This window comes from Ruegeria sp. YKSE079, assembly GCF_059612845.1.
This window is the reverse complement of the sequence record NZ_JBXWRJ010000002.1, coordinates 1-15,966: the sequence shown is the minus strand read 5'-3', so window position 1 is coordinate 15,966 and position 15,966 is coordinate 1. Positions and strand designations below refer to the sequence as shown.

At 62.3% G+C, this 15,966-nt stretch carries 18 protein-coding genes; 16 read left to right on the top strand and 2 right to left on the bottom strand.

The genetic code is table 11. The features are described from left to right. From AC2FMY_RS01680 to AC2FMY_RS01635, 10 genes are all read left to right on the top strand, one after another. The gene (locus AC2FMY_RS01680) at window positions 1-879 is read left to right on the top strand and encodes a lysophospholipid acyltransferase family protein (protein ID WP_496743801.1); all 879 of its coding nucleotides are present in this window, start codon (window positions 1-3) and stop codon (window positions 877-879) included. 7 nt (window positions 880-886) lie between these two features. Beyond that, entirely contained in the window at window positions 887-1,696 is an 810-nt protein-coding gene (locus AC2FMY_RS01675) for a glutamate racemase (RefSeq protein WP_496806890.1), read from the top strand. 93 nt (window positions 1,697-1,789) lie between these two features. Further along, a complete protein-coding gene (gene argC / locus AC2FMY_RS01670; protein WP_496743805.1) occupies window positions 1,790-2,818 on the top strand; it encodes an N-acetyl-gamma-glutamyl-phosphate reductase in 1,029 nt (342 codons plus the stop codon). Window positions 2,819-2,825: 7 nt separating this feature from the next. Beyond that, window positions 2,826-3,272: a cytochrome c maturation protein CcmE gene (ccmE, locus tag AC2FMY_RS01665; protein WP_480748381.1), complete on the top strand. Its 447-nt coding sequence runs from the start codon at window positions 2,826-2,828 to the stop codon at window positions 3,270-3,272. A gap of 120 nt (window positions 3,273-3,392) precedes the next feature. Next, window positions 3,393-4,004: a holin-associated N-acetylmuramidase gene (locus AC2FMY_RS01660; protein WP_496743807.1), complete on the top strand. Its 612-nt coding sequence runs from the start codon at window positions 3,393-3,395 to the stop codon at window positions 4,002-4,004. Continuing rightward, complete coding sequence (locus tag AC2FMY_RS01655; RefSeq protein WP_496743809.1) at window positions 3,995-4,573, top strand: holin family protein; 579 nt, start codon at window positions 3,995-3,997, stop codon at window positions 4,571-4,573. The genes AC2FMY_RS01660 and AC2FMY_RS01655 overlap by 10 nt, the downstream gene beginning before the upstream one ends. A 75-nt stretch (window positions 4,574-4,648) precedes the next feature. Next, window positions 4,649-6,613, top strand: coding sequence for a heme lyase CcmF/NrfE family subunit (locus AC2FMY_RS01650; RefSeq protein ID WP_480748384.1), 1,965 nt, complete (start codon window positions 4,649-4,651; stop codon window positions 6,611-6,613). Continuing rightward, the gene (locus tag AC2FMY_RS01645; RefSeq protein WP_496743810.1) at window positions 6,610-7,065 is read left to right on the top strand and encodes a cytochrome c-type biogenesis protein; all 456 of its coding nucleotides are present in this window, start codon (window positions 6,610-6,612) and stop codon (window positions 7,063-7,065) included. The genes AC2FMY_RS01650 and AC2FMY_RS01645 overlap by 4 nt, the downstream gene beginning before the upstream one ends. 75 nt (window positions 7,066-7,140) lie before the next feature. Beyond that, window positions 7,141-7,917 carry an enoyl-CoA hydratase-related protein gene (locus AC2FMY_RS01640; protein ID WP_496743811.1) on the top strand — a complete coding sequence of 259 codons (777 nt, stop codon included), beginning with the start codon at window positions 7,141-7,143 and terminating at the stop codon, window positions 7,915-7,917. A gap of 41 nt (window positions 7,918-7,958) precedes the next feature. Beyond that, the gene (locus AC2FMY_RS01635; RefSeq protein WP_496743813.1) at window positions 7,959-9,518 is read left to right on the top strand and encodes a trypsin-like peptidase domain-containing protein; all 1,560 of its coding nucleotides are present in this window, start codon (window positions 7,959-7,961) and stop codon (window positions 9,516-9,518) included. Here the strand turns inward: AC2FMY_RS01635 and bmt are convergent, their stop codons facing one another. Together bmt and AC2FMY_RS01625 are read right to left on the bottom strand one after the other, a co-directional pair. Next, on the bottom strand, window positions 9,519-10,535 hold the full coding sequence (bmt, locus tag AC2FMY_RS01630) for a betaine--homocysteine S-methyltransferase (protein ID WP_496743815.1): 1,017 nt from the start codon (window positions 10,533-10,535) through the stop codon (window positions 9,519-9,521). It lies immediately after the preceding gene. A gap of 143 nt (window positions 10,536-10,678) precedes the next feature. Next, window positions 10,679-10,999 carry a DUF1476 domain-containing protein gene (locus AC2FMY_RS01625; protein ID WP_480748389.1) on the bottom strand — a complete coding sequence of 107 codons (321 nt, stop codon included), beginning with the start codon at window positions 10,997-10,999 and terminating at the stop codon, window positions 10,679-10,681. Window positions 11,000-11,160: 161 nt separating this feature from the next. On the opposite strand from AC2FMY_RS01625, the gene purC reads away from it, so the two are divergent. The 6 genes from purC to AC2FMY_RS01595 all read left to right on the top strand — a co-directional run. Beyond that, entirely contained in the window at window positions 11,161-11,916 is a 756-nt protein-coding gene (purC, locus tag AC2FMY_RS01620; protein WP_480748390.1) for a phosphoribosylaminoimidazolesuccinocarboxamide synthase, read from the top strand. An 89-nt stretch (window positions 11,917-12,005) separates the two neighbouring features. Beyond that, entirely contained in the window at window positions 12,006-12,236 is a 231-nt protein-coding gene (purS, locus tag AC2FMY_RS01615) for a phosphoribosylformylglycinamidine synthase subunit PurS (protein ID WP_480748391.1), read from the top strand. Window positions 12,237-12,239: 3 nt separating this feature from the next. Next, on the top strand, window positions 12,240-13,283 hold the full coding sequence (locus AC2FMY_RS01610; RefSeq protein ID WP_496743817.1) for a zinc-dependent alcohol dehydrogenase family protein: 1,044 nt from the start codon (window positions 12,240-12,242) through the stop codon (window positions 13,281-13,283). Between the two features lie 11 nt (window positions 13,284-13,294). After that, window positions 13,295-13,963: a phosphoribosylformylglycinamidine synthase subunit PurQ gene (gene purQ, locus AC2FMY_RS01605; protein ID WP_496743818.1), complete on the top strand. Its 669-nt coding sequence runs from the start codon at window positions 13,295-13,297 to the stop codon at window positions 13,961-13,963. Between the two features lie 36 nt (window positions 13,964-13,999). Then, window positions 14,000-15,778, top strand: a complete 1,779-nt coding sequence (locus AC2FMY_RS01600; RefSeq protein WP_496743820.1) for a sensor histidine kinase — start codon at window positions 14,000-14,002, stop codon at window positions 15,776-15,778. Between the two features lie 12 nt (window positions 15,779-15,790). Then, window positions 15,791-15,966 (top strand): response regulator (locus AC2FMY_RS01595; RefSeq protein ID WP_496806976.1); only part of this gene is annotated, 176 nt, incomplete at its 3' end.

Below are 15,966 nucleotides of genomic sequence, written 5' to 3'. Positions count from 1 at the left end.
ATGCCTTCGCACCGTCATATCGCACGCGACATCACCTACGCGCATTCCGCCGCCACGCGGGGCGGGCGAGCGGTGATCCGGCTGATGGAAAACACAACCGGGCGGCTGCGCCTGATCAAGCGGGCGAACGGGTACGAAAACGAGGTCGCCGCCGGGCGCGATTTCTGGGCTGTCATGGTCGAGCGTTACGGGCTGACGCTGGATGTCGTGGGCGGTTCGCTGTCGAATATTCCCAATCAAGGCCCGCTGATTCTGATTGCGAACCATCCCTACGGAATTCTCGACGGTCTGATGATGGGGCACATCCTGTCGCAGACTCGGGGCGATTTCCGGATCTTGGCCAATCGGGTATTCCGCAAGGCAGAGGATCTGGATCGGGTTGTTCTGCCCGTGTCATTCGATGACACCAAGGAGGCGGTCAAGACGAACCTTGATACCCGGCGCGTGTCGCTTGATTACCTCAGCGAGGGTGGGGCGATTGGCATCTTTCCCGGCGGCACCGTCAGCACCTCTGCCCGGCTGTTCTCGCACCCCATGGACCCGGGTTGGCGCGGGTTCACCGCGCGTATGATCGGAAAATCCAACGCGGTCGTTGTGCCCCTGTTCTTCGACGGCCATACCTCGCGCCTGTTCCAGATCGCCAGCCACCTGCACAGCACTTTGCGCATGGGGCTGCTGATCAAGGAGTTCAGGAAACGGGTCGATACACCCGTGCGTGTGGCGGTCGGTAACCCCATCGGACGCGACATTCTGGACCCGTTGTCGCGCGACACGCGCAAGATGATGGATTTTCTTCGCAAAGCCACGTATGAGCTGTCTCCGGAGCCGTTGAAATCGTATGACTACGGCTATGAATTCGAGGAACGGCATCGCGCCTGAAGGTCAAATGGCAGTAGGTATCTTTGATTCCGGATTGGGCGGTCTGACCGTTCTAAACGCCGCGCAGAAACGTCTGCCGGACGTCGATTTCCTGTACTATGCCGACAGCGCCCATGCGCCCTATGGCGTTCGGGACGCCGAGGATATCTATCAACTGACCCGCAGCGCGGTGCATGACCTCTGGGGTCGGGGCTGCAACCTTGTGATTCTGGCCTGCAACACCGCCAGCGCCGCCGCTCTGCGGCGGATGCAGGAGGCGGGGGTGCCCAAAGGCAAGCGTGTGCTGGGCGTCTTCGTTCCCTTGATCGAGGCCCTGACCGAGCGGCAATGGGGCGACAACTCACCGCCGCGCGAGGTGGAAACCAAGCATGTCGCACTGTTCGCAACCCCTGCGACTGTGGCCAGCCGCGCCTTCCAGCGTGAACTTGCTTTCCGCGCCATCGGCGTGGATGTCGAGGCGCAAAGCTGTGGCGGAGTCGTCGACGCCATAGAAGAGGGCGACCTGATCCTGGCCGAAGCGCTCGTGCGCAGCCACGTTGATGCGCTCAGACGCAAGATGCCGCATCCGCAGGCCGCCATTCTGGGTTGTACGCACTATCCGTTGATGGAATCCACGTTCCAGGAAGCGCTGGGGCCGGACGTCAAGGTGTTCAGTCAGGGCACGCTGGTGGCCGACAGTCTGGCCGATTACCTTGAACGGCACCCCAACATGCTTGGCGAGGGGGCGGGCGGGTATCTGACCACCGGCAAACCGGGTTTTGTCAGCGACCGGGCGACGCAGTTCCTCCGACGACGGATCACCTTCGAGGCCGCCTGACTTCGGTCAAGGACGGTATTGATCCAATTTCCTATTTCCGTGACCGTCACATCGGCGGTCAACACATGTGACACCCAAGAGAAGAGGTCTGACATGACCCACAAGATCGCAATTCTGGGCGCATCCGGTTACACCGGCGCCGAACTGGTGCGGCTGATCGCCGAGCACCCGAACATGGACATCGTGGCACTCGCCGCCGAGCGCAAGGCAGGCCAGAGCATGGCCGAAGTCTTTCCGCATCTGCGGCATCTCGACCTGCCGGTGTTGTGCAGGATCGACGAGATCGATTTCGACCAGATCGACCTGTGTTTCTGCGCGCTTCCCCACAAGACCAGCCAGGAGATCATTCGCGATCTGCCCAAGACGCTGAAAATCGTGGACCTTTCCGCCGATTTCAGGCTGCGCGACCCGGCCGAATACCAGAAGTGGTACGGCAATCCGCATGCCGCGTTGGAGTGCCAGGCCGAGGCCGTCTATGGCCTGACCGAGTTCTACCGCGACGAAATCAAAGACGCGCGGCTGGTGGCGGGCACCGGATGTAACGCCGCAACAGGTCAATATGTTTTGCGGCCCCTGATTTCAGCAGGGGTGATTGATCTGGATGACATCATTCTCGATCTGAAATGCGCGGTTTCCGGGGCAGGGCGGGCGTTGAAGGAAAACCTCCTGCACGCCGAGCTGAGCGAAGGCTACAACGCCTATGCCATCGGCGGCACCCACCGGCATTTAGGCGAATTCGATCAGGAATTCTCCAGGATCGCCGGTCGTACCGTGCATGTGCAGTTCACGCCGCATCTGATCCCGGCCAATCGGGGCATTCTGGCCACCACTTACGTGCATGGTGATCCCCACAGCGTCTATGAAACCCTGTGCGATGCCTATGAAAACGAACCCTTTATCCAGATGCTGCCTTTTGGCGAGGCACCTTCGACCCATCACGTAAGGGGTTCGAACTTCTGCCATATCGGGGTGACCGCCGACCGGATCGAACGGCGCGCCATCGTGATCGGTGCGCTGGATAACCTGACAAAAGGTAGCAGTGGCCAAGCCTTGCAGAACGCCAACCTGATGTTAGGTGAGCCTGAAACGACGGGCCTGATGATGGCCCCGCTATTCCCGTGAGGACGACATGAAATCGCTCAAGAAACGACGCCGCGTACAAGTTATTCTGCTGGCCGTGGTGGCCCTCGCGTTGGCGACCGGTTTGATTGGGTACGCGATGCGCGACGGCATCAACTTTTTCCGCGCGCCCAGCCAGATCATAGCCGAACCGCCGGAACCGACCGAAGTGTTCCGGATGGGCGGGCTGGTCGAAGAAGGCACATTGGTGCGTGGGCAGGGCGAGACGGTGCAGTTCTCGGTGACTGATGGCGGCGAAAGCGTGCCAGTGGTCTTTACCGGCGTTCTACCTGACTTGTTTGCCGAGAATCAGGGCATGATCGGCACGGGCCGTTACGTGAATGGTGTCTTTGAAGCAACTGAAATTCTTGCAAAACACGACGAAACCTACATGCCGAAAGAGGTGATGGACGCACTCAAGGATCAAGGCGTCTACAAGGAGCCCGGCGAAAGCTGATCTTGCCACCGCTTCATTCCGAACTGTCCCATCAGGGCGTTGCACATGCAACGCCCTGTTTGCTTGCGCAGGGTAAACCCTTTGTGGCGCAGCGTCTGGCCGGACTTGCGGAGGGTTGGCATGCAGACGGTAAGACAGATCGCCGAAGAAATCGTTGCGCGCGAGGGTGGTTTTGTAAACGACCCGGACGATCCGGGTGGGGCAACGAAATATGGGGTCACAATCCACACGATGCGCCGCTTGGGGCTGGATCTGGACAAGGACGGCGCAATCGGTGTTTCGGATGTCCGGCAACTGACGCGCGGACAGGCCGTCGAGGTCTTTCTTGTGCACTACTTCCGAAAACCCCGGATCGGCGAGATGCCGGAGTCATTGCAGGCGCCCTTGTTCGACATGTACGTCAATGCAGGATCACAGGCGGTGCGCATCTTGCAAACCTTGCTGCGCGACATGGGATTCGATCTGGCCGTGGATGGCCTGATCGGGCCACAATCCGTTCGCTCAGCATTCGAGGCTTCGCGCCCGAATGCCCTGATTTTGCGGGACGCCTACGGCATCGCGCGCCGCAACTACTACTTCCGCCTTGCCGATCAACGACCGGCGTCACGCAAATACGTGCGCACCAGAAGCGCAGGCAAGGGAGGTTGGATCAAACGGGCCGAGGCTTTCATCTCGCCCCGCTACCATCTGAATGAAAAGGATTTTCGGGAAAGGATCGCGTCATGGGGTTGATTTCGGGCATCCTGGGTTTCCTGTTCGGTAACGGCCGCAACCTGGTCGCCGAAACTGCCGAAGTGTTCCGCGAGAATGCCGAGGAAGGGGCCGGGCGTCAGCTGACCCTGCAAACCCAGGCCATGGGACAGTTCGGCGCCGAATTCTCGGTGCCGCGAAAAGGCGGGTTCGACCGGTTCGTGGATGGGCTGAACCGCTTGCCACGCCCCGCGCTGGCCTTCGGTACACTGGGCCTGTTTGTTGCCGCAATGGTTGATCCGCTGTGGTTCGCCGAACGGATGCAGGGCATTGCATTGGTGCCCGAACCCCTTTGGTGGTTGCTCGGGGTGATCGTGTCTTTCTATTTCGGCGCGCGGCATCAGGCCAAGTCACAGGATTTTCAGCGTGAAATCGCCGGGGTCGTCGAACGGGTCCCGCAGGTCACCCGGAATATCGCCGCACTTCGCGAGATGCGGGCTGACAGCCCCGGCGCGGCTGATCCGGACGGCGACGCGGCGCTGACGGTTTCCACGGTGGAGGCACAGGAAAACCCCGCCCTTGAGGACTGGCGCAAGCAGCGCAGGGGCTGAGCCGCGACACTTTGTGCGGGTCCGCGGGGCGAAAGTGATTGGAACCTCCCCGGGCCTCGCAGTATATACCGGGCCATGATTACAGAGCTTGGCCATTTCGCCCTGATCCTCGCCTTTCTGGTTGCCATCGTGCAATCGGTTGTCCCGCTCGTCGGAGCACACAAACGCTGGTCCGGGTGGATGGCGATGGCCGAACCCGCCGCGATGGTGCAGTTTTTGCTGACCTCCTTTGCGTTTGGCGCACTGGTCTGGGCCTTCGTTACCTCGGACTTCTCGCTCAGGGTCGTCGTGCAGAACAGTCACTCGGCCAAGCCGATGATCTACAAGATCAGCGGCACCTGGGGGAACCACGAAGGCTCGATGCTGTTGTGGGTGCTGATCGTGACCCTGTTCGGGGCCATGGCGGCCTGGTTCGGCGGCGGCCTGCCGCCCACTCTGAAAGCGCGCGTGCTGGCGGTGCAATCGGCCATCGCGGTTGCATTCTTCGGCTTCATCCTGTTCACCTCGAACCCGTTCGAACGCCTGATCGTGGCGCCCTTTGACGGGCAGGACCTGAACCCTTTGCTGCAAGACCCGGGTTTGGCCTTCCACCCGCCGTTCCTCTACCTTGGATATGTTGGCCTCAGCATGGCCTTCAGCTTCGCCGTGGCCGCCCTGATCGAAGGCCGCGTGGACGCCGCGTGGGGCCGCTGGGTAAGGCCGTGGACGCTGGCTGCGTGGATTTTCCTGACCATCGGCATCGCGCTGGGGTCGTGGTGGGCTTATTACGAACTGGGCTGGGGCGGTTTCTGGTTCTGGGACCCGGTCGAAAACGCGTCTTTCATGCCGTGGCTTCTGGCGGCGGCGTTGCTGCACTCGGCCATCGTTGTCGAGAAACGCGAAGCGCTGAAAAGCTGGACGATCCTGCTGGCGATCATCGCCTTCGGGTTCTCGCTGATCGGCACGTTCATCGTGCGTTCGGGTCTGCTGACCTCGGTGCACGCCTTTGCCAATGACCCGGAACGTGGCGTGTTCATCCTGTTCATCATGGCATTCTTCATCGGCGGCGCGCTGACCTTGTTCGCGGCGCGCGCGCAGGCGATGGAGGCCAAGGGCGTGTTCGGCATGGTCAGCCGCGAAAGCGCACTGGTGCTGAACAACATCCTGCTTGCCGTTGCGTGTTTCGTGGTCTTCTTTGGCACTCTCTGGCCGATCGTGGCCGAGATGGCCTTTGACCGCAAACTGTCGGTCGGCGCGCCTTTCTTCAACGCAGCCTTCACCCCGTTCATGGTCGCCCTGGGCATCATCCTGCCGCTTGGCTCCATGCTGCCCTGGAAACGCGGCAAGCTGGGCAAGGCGGCCTGGTCGCTGCGCTACGCGTTTGGCCTTGCCGTCGCGCTGGCGTTGCTGGTCTGGGTCATGCAGACGGGGCGCAGCGCCCTTGGGCCGGTCGGCCTGTTCCTGGGCGCCTGGATCACCTTTGGGGCCGCCGTCGATCTTTGGGGCCGGACCGGCCGCAAGGGCAGCTTAAGCCGCATGATGCGCCTGCCGCGCGCCGATTGGGGCAAGGCGGTCGCACATTCCGGGCTGGGCATCACCATGTTCGCCATCGCGGGACTCATGGCCTGGGAGGTCGAGGATATTCGCGTGGCGCAAATGGGAGAGCCTTTCGAGGTCGGCGGTTTCACCCTAACACTGCAGGACGTACGGCGCGTTGACGGGCCGAACTATGTCTCGACCATGGGCACAGTGAAGATCGAGAAAAACGGCCGCGTCATCACCATGCTCAACCCTGAGAAACGGGACTACCCTGTGTCCCGGATGCCGACGACCGAGGCCGCCATCGACTACCGCTTCCTGCGCGATCTCTATGTGGTCATCGGCGATCGTCAACTGGACGGCAGCTGGACCATGCGGACCTATATCAAACCATTTGCCAACTGGATCTGGGGCGGCTCGATCCTGATGGCGCTTGGCGGGTTGCTGTCCCTGACGGACCGGCGTTTCCGCGTCGCCGCCGGCGCGCGCAGATCCCCCCAGGCCGGAGTGCCCGCAGAATGAAACGGCTGATCCTGATCCTGATGCTGTTGGCCAGCCCCGTTCTGGCCGTGCAACCCGACGAAGTGCTGGATGACCCGGTGCTGGAAGGGCGCGCGCGCGAACTCAGCCAGGGCTTGCGCTGCCTCGTCTGCCGCAATGAAAGCATCGACGAAAGCAACGCGGAACTGGCCCGTGACCTGCGCATTCTGGTGCGCGAACGTCTGGTGGCGGGCGACACGGATGAAGAGGCGATCGACTTCATCGTCGACCGGTATGGCGAATACGTCCTGCTCAAACCAACGGCCAGTGGCGCGAACTGGCTTTTGTGGCTGGCCGGGCCAATCATGTTGCTGGTCGCGGCAATCATGGGCTGGAATTTCGTTCGCAACAGATCCAGCAGGAAAACGGTGCCGACCGAGGCCGCCCTCAGCGATCAGGAAAAGGAACGGCTGCGCCAAATTCTCGAAGAGTGACGCGCGGTTCCGCTTTCCCATAACGTCAGGTTGCGCCAGTTTGCGTTCAAACGGAACGCAGGCGAGGGGCATCCCATGCAGTATGACACCATCACGTTCGAGATTGCCGATAACCTGGCGGTCCTGACGCTGAACCGGCCCGAGAAGATGAACGCGCTGACAAGCCAGATGCGGGCCGAGATCACCTATGCAATGCACGAAGGCGCAAAGCACGCGCGTGCCATTGTCCTGACCGGGGCGGGCGGGGCGTTCTGCACCGGGCAGGACCTGGGCGATGCCTCCAGCACCGGCAAGATCGATCTGGAACGCGCCTTGCGCGACGAATACGAACCGATGCTGCAATCGGTCTATGACTGCCCGGTGCCCACCATTGCCGCCGTGAACGGCCCTGCCGCCGGGGCGGGCGCAAACCTGGCCTTGTGTGCGGACGTCGTCATCGCTGCCAAGAGCGCCTATTTTCTGCAGGCTTTTGCGCGGATCGGCCTGATGCCGGATGCGGGCGGCACATGGTTCATGCCGCGCCAGATGGGGTTCGCCAAGGCGATGGGTGCGGCCCTTTTCGCCGACAAGATCAGCGCGCGTCAGGCCGAAGACTGGGGACTGATCTGGGAAGCGGTCGCCGACGATGACTTCGAGGCGCATTGGCGCAAGCGCGCGGCCTATCTGGCCAGTGGTCCGACTGCGGGGTTCGCCGCGATCAAAAAGGCAATCCGTGGCAGCTATGACCGGACGTTGCCCGAACAGCTGGCGGTCGAGGCGCATCTGCAGGGCGAATGCGGCCGCACCCGCGATTTCGCCGAAGGCGTCGTGGCGTTTCTGGAAAAGCGTCCGCCAAGGTTCGAGGGCCGCTAAGCCATTGACAGACAGGGGCGGCAGGGCGTCATGATCGGTATATGACTGCACCGACCCCCAGCCCCTGCGCGGCGGTCCTTGAACATCTGACCGGCAAGAACCGCGGCCATTACTCCTGGATCACCGCCGATGCGATGGACATCTGGCTGGATCAGTCCGGCGGTCTTCGTGTTTTGCCGCCCGGCGCGCAGCTGCCTGATGGGACGTTCGCCGCCCGCGTCCTGAGGGATTGCGAAACCTTTTCGGTCGAGGCATCGGGTGGTGTCGACATCTGGGTCAACCGGCGTGCGGTGCAAAAGGCCGAGTTGAAACAGGGCGACATGATCGAGTTTGGGGAAACCGGCCCCTTGTCCCGGCTCCGGATATACGACGACCTGACCCGCCCCAAGCCGACATTCGCCGAAATCCTGGACGACGCGATGTGCTATCTGCGCAGCAGCCGCAAACCGTTCTTCCGACGCTTGAGCCGCGCGGTTCTTGGAACGCTCCGAAGAACCGCCACCGACACCAGCTTGCTGTTTCGCGCCGGCGTCCTGCTTGCCTTGGCCGTGCTGACGCTCGCCGTGGTGCTGCAATATCGCGAAGACCGGACCCTTAGGGCACAAATGGAAAGCGGCCAGTTTCAGGTCGATTCCCTCGCCGCAGCCTTGTCCGAGGCACAGCGCGATGCGCTGCACCCCGGTGATCTCGCGGCGCTCGAGGAAGATTTCCGCAACCGGCTATCCGTGAATACCGAACGCCTTCAGTCGCTCGAGGCACAGTCCCAGGCCGCGATGCGCGTTGTCGGACAGGCGGCGGCATCGGTGGCGTTCCTTCAGGGCGGCTATGGGCTGCGGCACCGGGAAAGCGGGCAAATGCTGCGGCAGGTCGTGGATGCAGGCGGCGTACCGATCCGCTTGCCCAACGGGCAGCCGATGCTGTCGCTCGACGGCAATGGTCCGGTGGCCGAGGTTCAGTTCAACGGAACCGGTTTCGTTCTGTCGGATCGCCCGGTGATCGTGACCAACCGGCATGTGGCCGTACCCTGGGATGACGAACCCGGTGTCCGCTTGGGCGGCGAAGTGATGGAACCGGTGATGACACGCTTTGTGGGGTACTTCCCGGGTGGGATCGGGCCGATTGATCTGGCACCGGGCACCGTCAGCGAAACGGCGGACCTGGCGTTGCTTGCGCCAGTATCGCAAACCGATCTGCCGCCGGGCATTCCGCTGGCCGATGCCGCGCCGGTTCCAGGGCAAGAGGTGCTGGTCATGGGTTATCCGACCGGCTTGATGTCGCTGCTGACGCAATCGGGCGAAGAATTCGTGCAGGCGCTGCGGGAACGTGGCGAAACCGGGTTCTGGGACGTCGCCGCGCGGCTGTCCGAAGCAGGCCTGATGTCACCGCTATCCAGCCGCGGCATCGTGGGGCAGGCAACGACCGCTGCAATCGTCTATGACGCGGAAACCACGCATGGCGGCAGTGGCGGGCCGGTCCTGAACCTGCACGGCGAAGTGGTGGCGGTCAACGCCGCCATCATCCCCGAGTTCGGTGGATCGAATTTCGGTGTCCCGGCCGCTCAGGTCCGGGCGCTGCTGCAGGCGCCCGGTGCAAGCCAGTGATCAGGCGCGGCGACGGCGGCGCGCCCGGCGCTCCGGACCTGCGGCGTCATCGCCGGTGCCGTCCGAGGCCGAGGTGAACGACCCAAGGGCCGTAGTTATCTGATCCAGCGTCGGACGCTCACCGCGGGGACGCGTATCCAGTGCCTCGCGCATCTTGCGCAGGTGTTCGGGCATGGTGCCGCAGCAGCCACCGATGATCTTCGCCCCGGCATCCCGCGCCATCGCCGCATAGTCACCCATCAAATCGGGCGTTCCGTCATAGTGAATGTGACCATCCACGTATTTGGGAATTCCGGCATTGCCCTTCGAGATCAGCGGGCGCTCGGTGCCTTGTGCGGCGAACCCCAGAACCGTGCGCAGGATATCCGACGCGCCGGTGCCGCAGTTTGCGCCGAAGGCCAGCGGCGGATTGGGCAGGGTTTCCACCAGCTGCGCCAGATCCGACGATGTCACGCCCATCATGGTGCGCCCGGCAGTGTCGAAACTCATGGTGCCGCACCAGGGCATATCGGCCAGGGCAAAGGCCTCGGCCGCGGCGCGAAACTCCTCGGGCGCGCTGATGGTTTCCAGCCACAGCACGTCAACGCCGCCTTCCTTCAAGCCCTCGGCCTGTTCGTGAAACATCTCGACCGCTGCGGCATGCGACAGGCTGCCCACCGGCTCCATGATCTCGCCCGTCGGGCCAACCGATCCCGCCACGATCACCGTGCGACCGGCCTTGTCGGCCACCTCGCGGCCCAGTTCGGCCCCGATCCGGTTCAACTCGCGCACCCGGTCCTGCGCATCGTGCAGCTTCAGCCGGGCAGCGGTGCCGCCGAATGTGTTTGTCAGAAACAGATCGCTCCCGGCCTCGACCGACCCCCGATAAAGCGCCCGGATCTTGTCGGGCGCCTCGACATTCCACAACTCCGGCGCATCGCCCGATTGCAGGCCCATATTGAACAGGTTGGTGCCGGTGGCCCCATCCGCAAGGAGGGCATCCGAACTTGCTAGAAGGTCAGCAAATGCGTTGGTCATGGTCGCGATCCATATGTGGTATTTTGCAGTCACCAAAATGTGAGACGCCCCGTGTCTCATGAACGGGGCGTCAAATCAAACTCATAAATCTCATGAAGATCATGAGGCGTGTACCAGATATCCGGAACTATCGACCGGAAAGGTCAGATTTCCGATTCCGTGAGAACCTGTTCCTTGGCTTCGACCAGCAGTTCGGACATTTTCAGGCGCACGGTCTGCTCGTCCGTCAGATCGCCGAGATAGCTCAGAACCGCGTTGACCACATCGTCCTCGCTGACGTGCTGAATGTCGGTGTGAACCAGTTCTTGACCGTATTGCTTGGCATGTTCAACGGTTTCGCCCTTCAGGGCCGATGCCCACACGGCCATGAACCGGTTGCGGCGCATCCGGGCCAGAAACTGCATCTGCTCGTCATGGGCGAATTTGGCTTCAAACGCGGCTTCGCGTTCGTCGAATGTGGTCATGGGATGCGTCCCCTTGAATATTTCTTCCTCAAATTACGTATGACGCCGCTATGCCGCATCCGCAAGAGGGTGCGGCCAGCTTGCGACACAAGAGCGCTTGGCTTAAGAGGGCGCAAACGCAGAGGGACTCACGTCCTCGCCCCAATCCGGAAGGGTCGCACATGGCGCGTCGCAAGAAGATTTACGAAGGCAAGGCCAAGATCCTGTATGAAGGCCCCGAACCGGGAACCATCGTGCAGTATTTCAAGGATGACGCGACCGCGTTCAATGCCGAAAAGAAGGACGTCATCGAAGGCAAGGGCGTGTTGAACAACCGCCTGAGCGAGTTCTTCATGACCGGATTGAACCAGATCGGCGTGCCGACGCATTTCATCCGCCGCCTGAACATGCGCGAACAGCTGGTACGCTCGTGCGAGATCATCCCGCTCGAAGTGATCGTGCGCAACTATGCCGCCGGTTCCATGAGCAAACGCCTGGGCATCGCCGAAGGCACGCAGCTGCCGCGCCCGATCGTCGAATACTGCTACAAGGACGACGCCCTGGGCGATCCGATGGTGACCGAAGAGCATATCGCCGCCTTCGGCTGGGCCAGCCAGCAGGACATGGACGATATCCTCAGCCTGGCGTTGCGGGTCAACGATTTCATGAGCGGCCTGATGCTGGCCGTCGGTATCCGCCTGATCGATTTCAAGATCGAAATCGGCCGTGTCTATGATGGCGATTTCCAGCGGCTTGTCGTGGCCGACGAAATCAGCCCCGACAGCTGCCGCCTGTGGGATATCGAGACCGGCCAGAAACTGGACAAGGACGTGTTCCGGCGCGATCTGGGCAGCCTGACCGATGCCTATTCCGAAGTGGCGCGCCGTCTGGGCGTTCTGCCGAAAAGCCAGGTGGCCAAGCCAACCCTGATCAACTGACCGCACCGCCCGTGATGGGCGGCGCATTCGAGTATTTGTGGAAAGATGAAGCCTCAGGGGTTTCTCAAGCAAGCCGAGGGACGGACAAGATGAAGGCACGGGTGCATGTGATGCTTAAGAACGGGGTTCTGGACCCGCAGGGCGAAGCGGTGCGTCATGCATTGGGCGCGATGGGCTTCGACAAGGTCGAGGGCGTGCGCCAGGGTAAGGTGATCGACCTGGAACTGGCCGAAGGCGCCACCGAGGCCGATGTCGCCGAGATGTGCGAAAAGCTTCTCGCCAACACCGTGATCGAACGTTACGAGATCGAACTGGCCTGACGCATGCGGGCCGCGCGTCTGACTGCCTACCGACAGCCGCTGGAGCTGACGACCGTGCCGGATCCGACCCCGGATGCCGATGGCGTGGTCGTGCGCGTTCTGGCCTGCGGCGTCTGCCGGTCGGACTGGCACGCCTGGTCCGGTTCTGACCCGGATGTGGTGTTGCCGATGACGCCCGGCCACGAATTCTGCGGCGAGGTTGTCGCTGTCGGCGCAGACGTGACACGGTTGCGCGTCGGCGACCGTGTGATTGCCCCGTTCATTCTGGCCTGCGGAAAATGCGGCGATTGCTCGGCCGGAAACCAGACCATCTGCGCCGATCAGGTGGTGCCGGGCTTTACCTGCGACGGCGCCTTTGCCGAATATGTCGCCGTGGCCCATGCAGACGCAAACCTGACGGCGCTGCCAGACACTCTTGCGCCCGAGATTGCTGCGGCCCTTGGATGCCGCGTGACGACCGCCTGGCAGGCGCTGGTGGGTCGCGCCGCGATTCAGCCCGGCGAATGGCTGGCCGTTTTTGGTGGCGGTGGGGTCGGCATCTCGGCCCTCCTGCTGGGCCGTGCGCTGGGGGCCCGTGTCGCTGTCGTCGATATCAGCGACGACAAGCTTGATTATGCCCGCAAGCTGGGCGCGGACGCCGTCGTGAACGCCGCGACCTGTGATGCACCCCAGATGGTGCGCGAACTGACCGGCGGCGGCGCCCATGTCGGGGTCGAGGCGCTCGGCATCGAGGCGACGACCGTGGCCACCATGCGGTCGCTGCGAAAATTGGGCCGGATGGTCCAGATCGGCATGCCCGCAGGCGCACATACGCAGATGTCGCTGCCGATGGATGTGCTCTATTCCGGGCAGCTTGCCGTCTATGGCACGCGTGGCATGCCCAGCTGGCGCTATCCGTCCCTGTTGAACCTGATCGCAGGCGGACAGGTCGACCTTGCTCCGCTTGTGACCCGAACCATCGCCCTGAGCCAGGCAAGCGACGAGCTTGCCGCGTTCGACCGGCCTGCGCCCCCCGGTGTGGCCGTCATCACCGAATTTGTGACCTAGGAGGACCTGCCATGCGCGCAGCCGTAGTCGTATTCCCCGGATCGAACTGTGACCGTGATCTCGCCGTGGCCTTCGAGCAGGCGGGCTTTCAGGTCGACATGGTCTGGCACAAGGATGCAACCCTGCCGTCTGGCGTCGATATCGTTGGCGTTCCCGGCGGGTTTTCCTATGGCGACTATCTGCGCTGCGGCGCCATTGCCGCGCAGTCGCCGATCTGCAAGGCAGTGGTCGAGCATACCAATCGCGGCGGCTATGCCCTGGGCGTCTGCAATGGCTTTCAGATCCTGACCGAAACCGGCGTCCTGCCGGGTGCGCTGCTGCGCAATGCCGGCCTGAAATACATCTGCCGCACCGTCGGTCTCAAGGTCCAGACCAGCGCCAGCGCCTTCACGCAAGGCTACAACGCCGGTGACGTGATCGGCATTCCGATCGCCCACCACGACGGCAATTATTTTGCCGATGACGAAACCCTTGCCGCACTGCGCGATCAGGACCGGGTCGCATTCACCTATACCGAGAATCCGAACGGCTCGCGCGATGACATTGCCGGAATTCTTTCGGAAAACCGGAGAGTTCTGGGAATGATGCCGCATCCCGAACGCGCGGTTGATCAGGGCCACGGCGGCACCGACGGAACGGCGCTCTTTCGCGCATTGGCCGGGGTCCTGACGCCAGCTTGACTTGTGATGGCGCGCGAGGCGGCGTAGCCTTGGGGAATGAGTTCCGACGCTAAGATTTCCGACAAGGACCGCACTTCGTGGGTCCAGACCAGTTCGCTGGGCTGGCGTTTGCGCACGGTCGTTCTGTCCTTGCTGTTTCTCGCGGTCATCACCGTCTGGGTCACCAATACGCTTCTGACGCAACGATTCACGGAAAGCACGCGCAACCGGGCCGAACTGCGGCTGGCGCTGTATTCGGGCAACCTGCTCAGCGAATTGCGCCGGAACGCCATCGTTCCGCAGCTTCTGGCCCGAGACCCGACCTTGATTGCGGCGTTGCAGTCGAACGATTTTTCGTTGTCCACGCAGCGCCTGATCTCGTTCGTGGAAGAGATCGGCGCCGCCTCCCTGATGTTGCTGGACCGGGATGGCCGGTCGGTTGCCGCCACGGATCGGAACCGTCTGGGGGAAACTCATCGGGGCATGACCTATTTCGTGGATGCCCTGCGCTCCAATGCAACGATATTTTCGGTCATCCAGACGGAAGCGGGCGGCTACAGGTTCTTCTATTCCCGGCGTATCGAAAGCGGCTCCGAGGTTCTTGGCGTTATCGCTGTCGAGGTCGACTTGCAGAAGTTCGAACGCGCGTGGGCGGGAATTTCCGACGCGGTCATGGTTACCGACAGCACCGGAACAATCATCCTGTCCACCGAACCCCGCTGGCGCGGGCTGAACGAAAACGAAGCGTTGCAACGCCAGACGCCGCAAACCGCCATTCAGCGCGCGATACGGGCAACGACGGATTGGAGCGGCCTGCCCGCGGATGCCTATCTGCAGGGTGAGGCGGTGATGCGGATGGAATCCCGCATCCCGTTCCGGGGCTGGCAGATGACGTCCTTTACCACTTACGCTTCGATCCGCGAGCGGGTGAACAGCGTTTTGGCGCTGGAAATCATGGGCTTCGCGATTCTGTTGGCGCTGGCCTTCTATGCCCTCAGCCGGCGAACCGCGTTGCGCATGGCGCTGTTCCAGCGCGAGTCGGCGGAGCTTCGCGCACTGAACGCCAGGCTGCAGCGGGAAATTGCTGAACGTGAACGGGTTGAAAAGACGCTGGAAGTGGCTGAACAGACCCTTGCGCAAAGCTCGAAACTCGCCGCCCTGGGCGAGATGTCGGCCGCGGTCAGTCACGAGTTGAATCAACCGCTGGCAGCCATGAAGACCTATCTTGCCGGTGCGCGCCTTTTGCTGCGCCGCAACCGCCCCGAAGAGGCGCTGGCCAGCTTTGGCCGGATCGACGGCCTGATCGAACGTATGGGCGCGATCACGCGCCAGCTCAAATCCTATGCGCGCAAGGGCGCGGATGCGTTTTCCCCCGTAAATCTTGGCGATGCGCTGGCCTCGTCCCTCTCGATGATGGAACCGCAGCTCAGGCAGCGGCACGTCAAGATCACCCAGATCCTGCCGGAAGACCCGGTTCTTGTGATGGGGGATCGGATGCGGATCGAACAGGTCATGGTGAACCTCTTGCGAAACGCGTTGGACGCCACCAAATCCGTATCCGAGCCGGATGTCGAAATCATCCTGGCCGCAGGTGACATGGCCGTCCTGACGGTGCGCGACAACGGGCATGGAATCGAGAATATCGAAAACCTGTTCGAGCCGTTCTATACGACCAAGCAACCGGGGGATGGTGTCGGTCTGGGGCTTGCCATCTCCTCCGGGATCGTGAACGACCATGGCGGAAGGCTTACGGCGCGAAATGCGCAGAATGGCGGCGCGGTGTTCGAGATGCAGTTGCCAATTTTGGACAAGGACGGCCTGGAGGCCGCTGAATAACGAGGAATGACTATGGCACAGGCCATGAAAATCGCCATCGTGGACGACGAACAGGATATGCGCCAATCGATCAGCCAGTGGCTGGCGTTGTCCGGGTACGACACGGAAACATTCGCAAGTGCCGAAGAGGCGCTCAAGGTGCTGGGGCCGGATTATCCGGGGATCGTGATTTCCGATATCAAGATGCC

Coding starts and splice junctions, on each gene's coding strand:
- purQ (WP_496743818.1), top strand. CDS start 13,295: ATGCGCGCAGCCGTAGTCGTATTCCCCGGATCGAACTGTGACCGTGAT.
- bmt (WP_496743815.1), bottom strand. CDS start 10,535: ATGACCAACGCATTTGCTGACCTTCTAGCAAGTTCGGATGCCCTCCTT.
- AC2FMY_RS01625 (WP_480748389.1), bottom strand. CDS start 10,999: ATGACCACATTCGACGAACGCGAAGCCGCGTTTGAAGCCAAATTCGCC.
- AC2FMY_RS01645 (WP_496743810.1), top strand. CDS start 6,610: ATGAAACGGCTGATCCTGATCCTGATGCTGTTGGCCAGCCCCGTTCTG.
- AC2FMY_RS01675 (WP_496806890.1), top strand. CDS start 887: ATGGCAGTAGGTATCTTTGATTCCGGATTGGGCGGTCTGACCGTTCTA.
- AC2FMY_RS01600 (WP_496743820.1), top strand. CDS start 14,000: ATGAGTTCCGACGCTAAGATTTCCGACAAGGACCGCACTTCGTGGGTC.
- AC2FMY_RS01660 (WP_496743807.1), top strand. CDS start 3,393: ATGCAGACGGTAAGACAGATCGCCGAAGAAATCGTTGCGCGCGAGGGT.
- argC (WP_496743805.1), top strand. CDS start 1,790: ATGACCCACAAGATCGCAATTCTGGGCGCATCCGGTTACACCGGCGCC.
- AC2FMY_RS01610 (WP_496743817.1), top strand. CDS start 12,240: ATGCGGGCCGCGCGTCTGACTGCCTACCGACAGCCGCTGGAGCTGACG.
- AC2FMY_RS01640 (WP_496743811.1), top strand. CDS start 7,141: ATGCAGTATGACACCATCACGTTCGAGATTGCCGATAACCTGGCGGTC.
- purC (WP_480748390.1), top strand. CDS start 11,161: ATGGCGCGTCGCAAGAAGATTTACGAAGGCAAGGCCAAGATCCTGTAT.
- purS (WP_480748391.1), top strand. CDS start 12,006: ATGAAGGCACGGGTGCATGTGATGCTTAAGAACGGGGTTCTGGACCCG.
- AC2FMY_RS01655 (WP_496743809.1), top strand. CDS start 3,995: ATGGGGTTGATTTCGGGCATCCTGGGTTTCCTGTTCGGTAACGGCCGC.
- AC2FMY_RS01680 (WP_496743801.1), top strand. CDS start 1: ATGCCTTCGCACCGTCATATCGCACGCGACATCACCTACGCGCATTCC.
- AC2FMY_RS01635 (WP_496743813.1), top strand. CDS start 7,959: ATGACTGCACCGACCCCCAGCCCCTGCGCGGCGGTCCTTGAACATCTG.
- ccmE (WP_480748381.1), top strand. CDS start 2,826: ATGAAATCGCTCAAGAAACGACGCCGCGTACAAGTTATTCTGCTGGCC.
- AC2FMY_RS01650 (WP_480748384.1), top strand. CDS start 4,649: ATGATTACAGAGCTTGGCCATTTCGCCCTGATCCTCGCCTTTCTGGTT.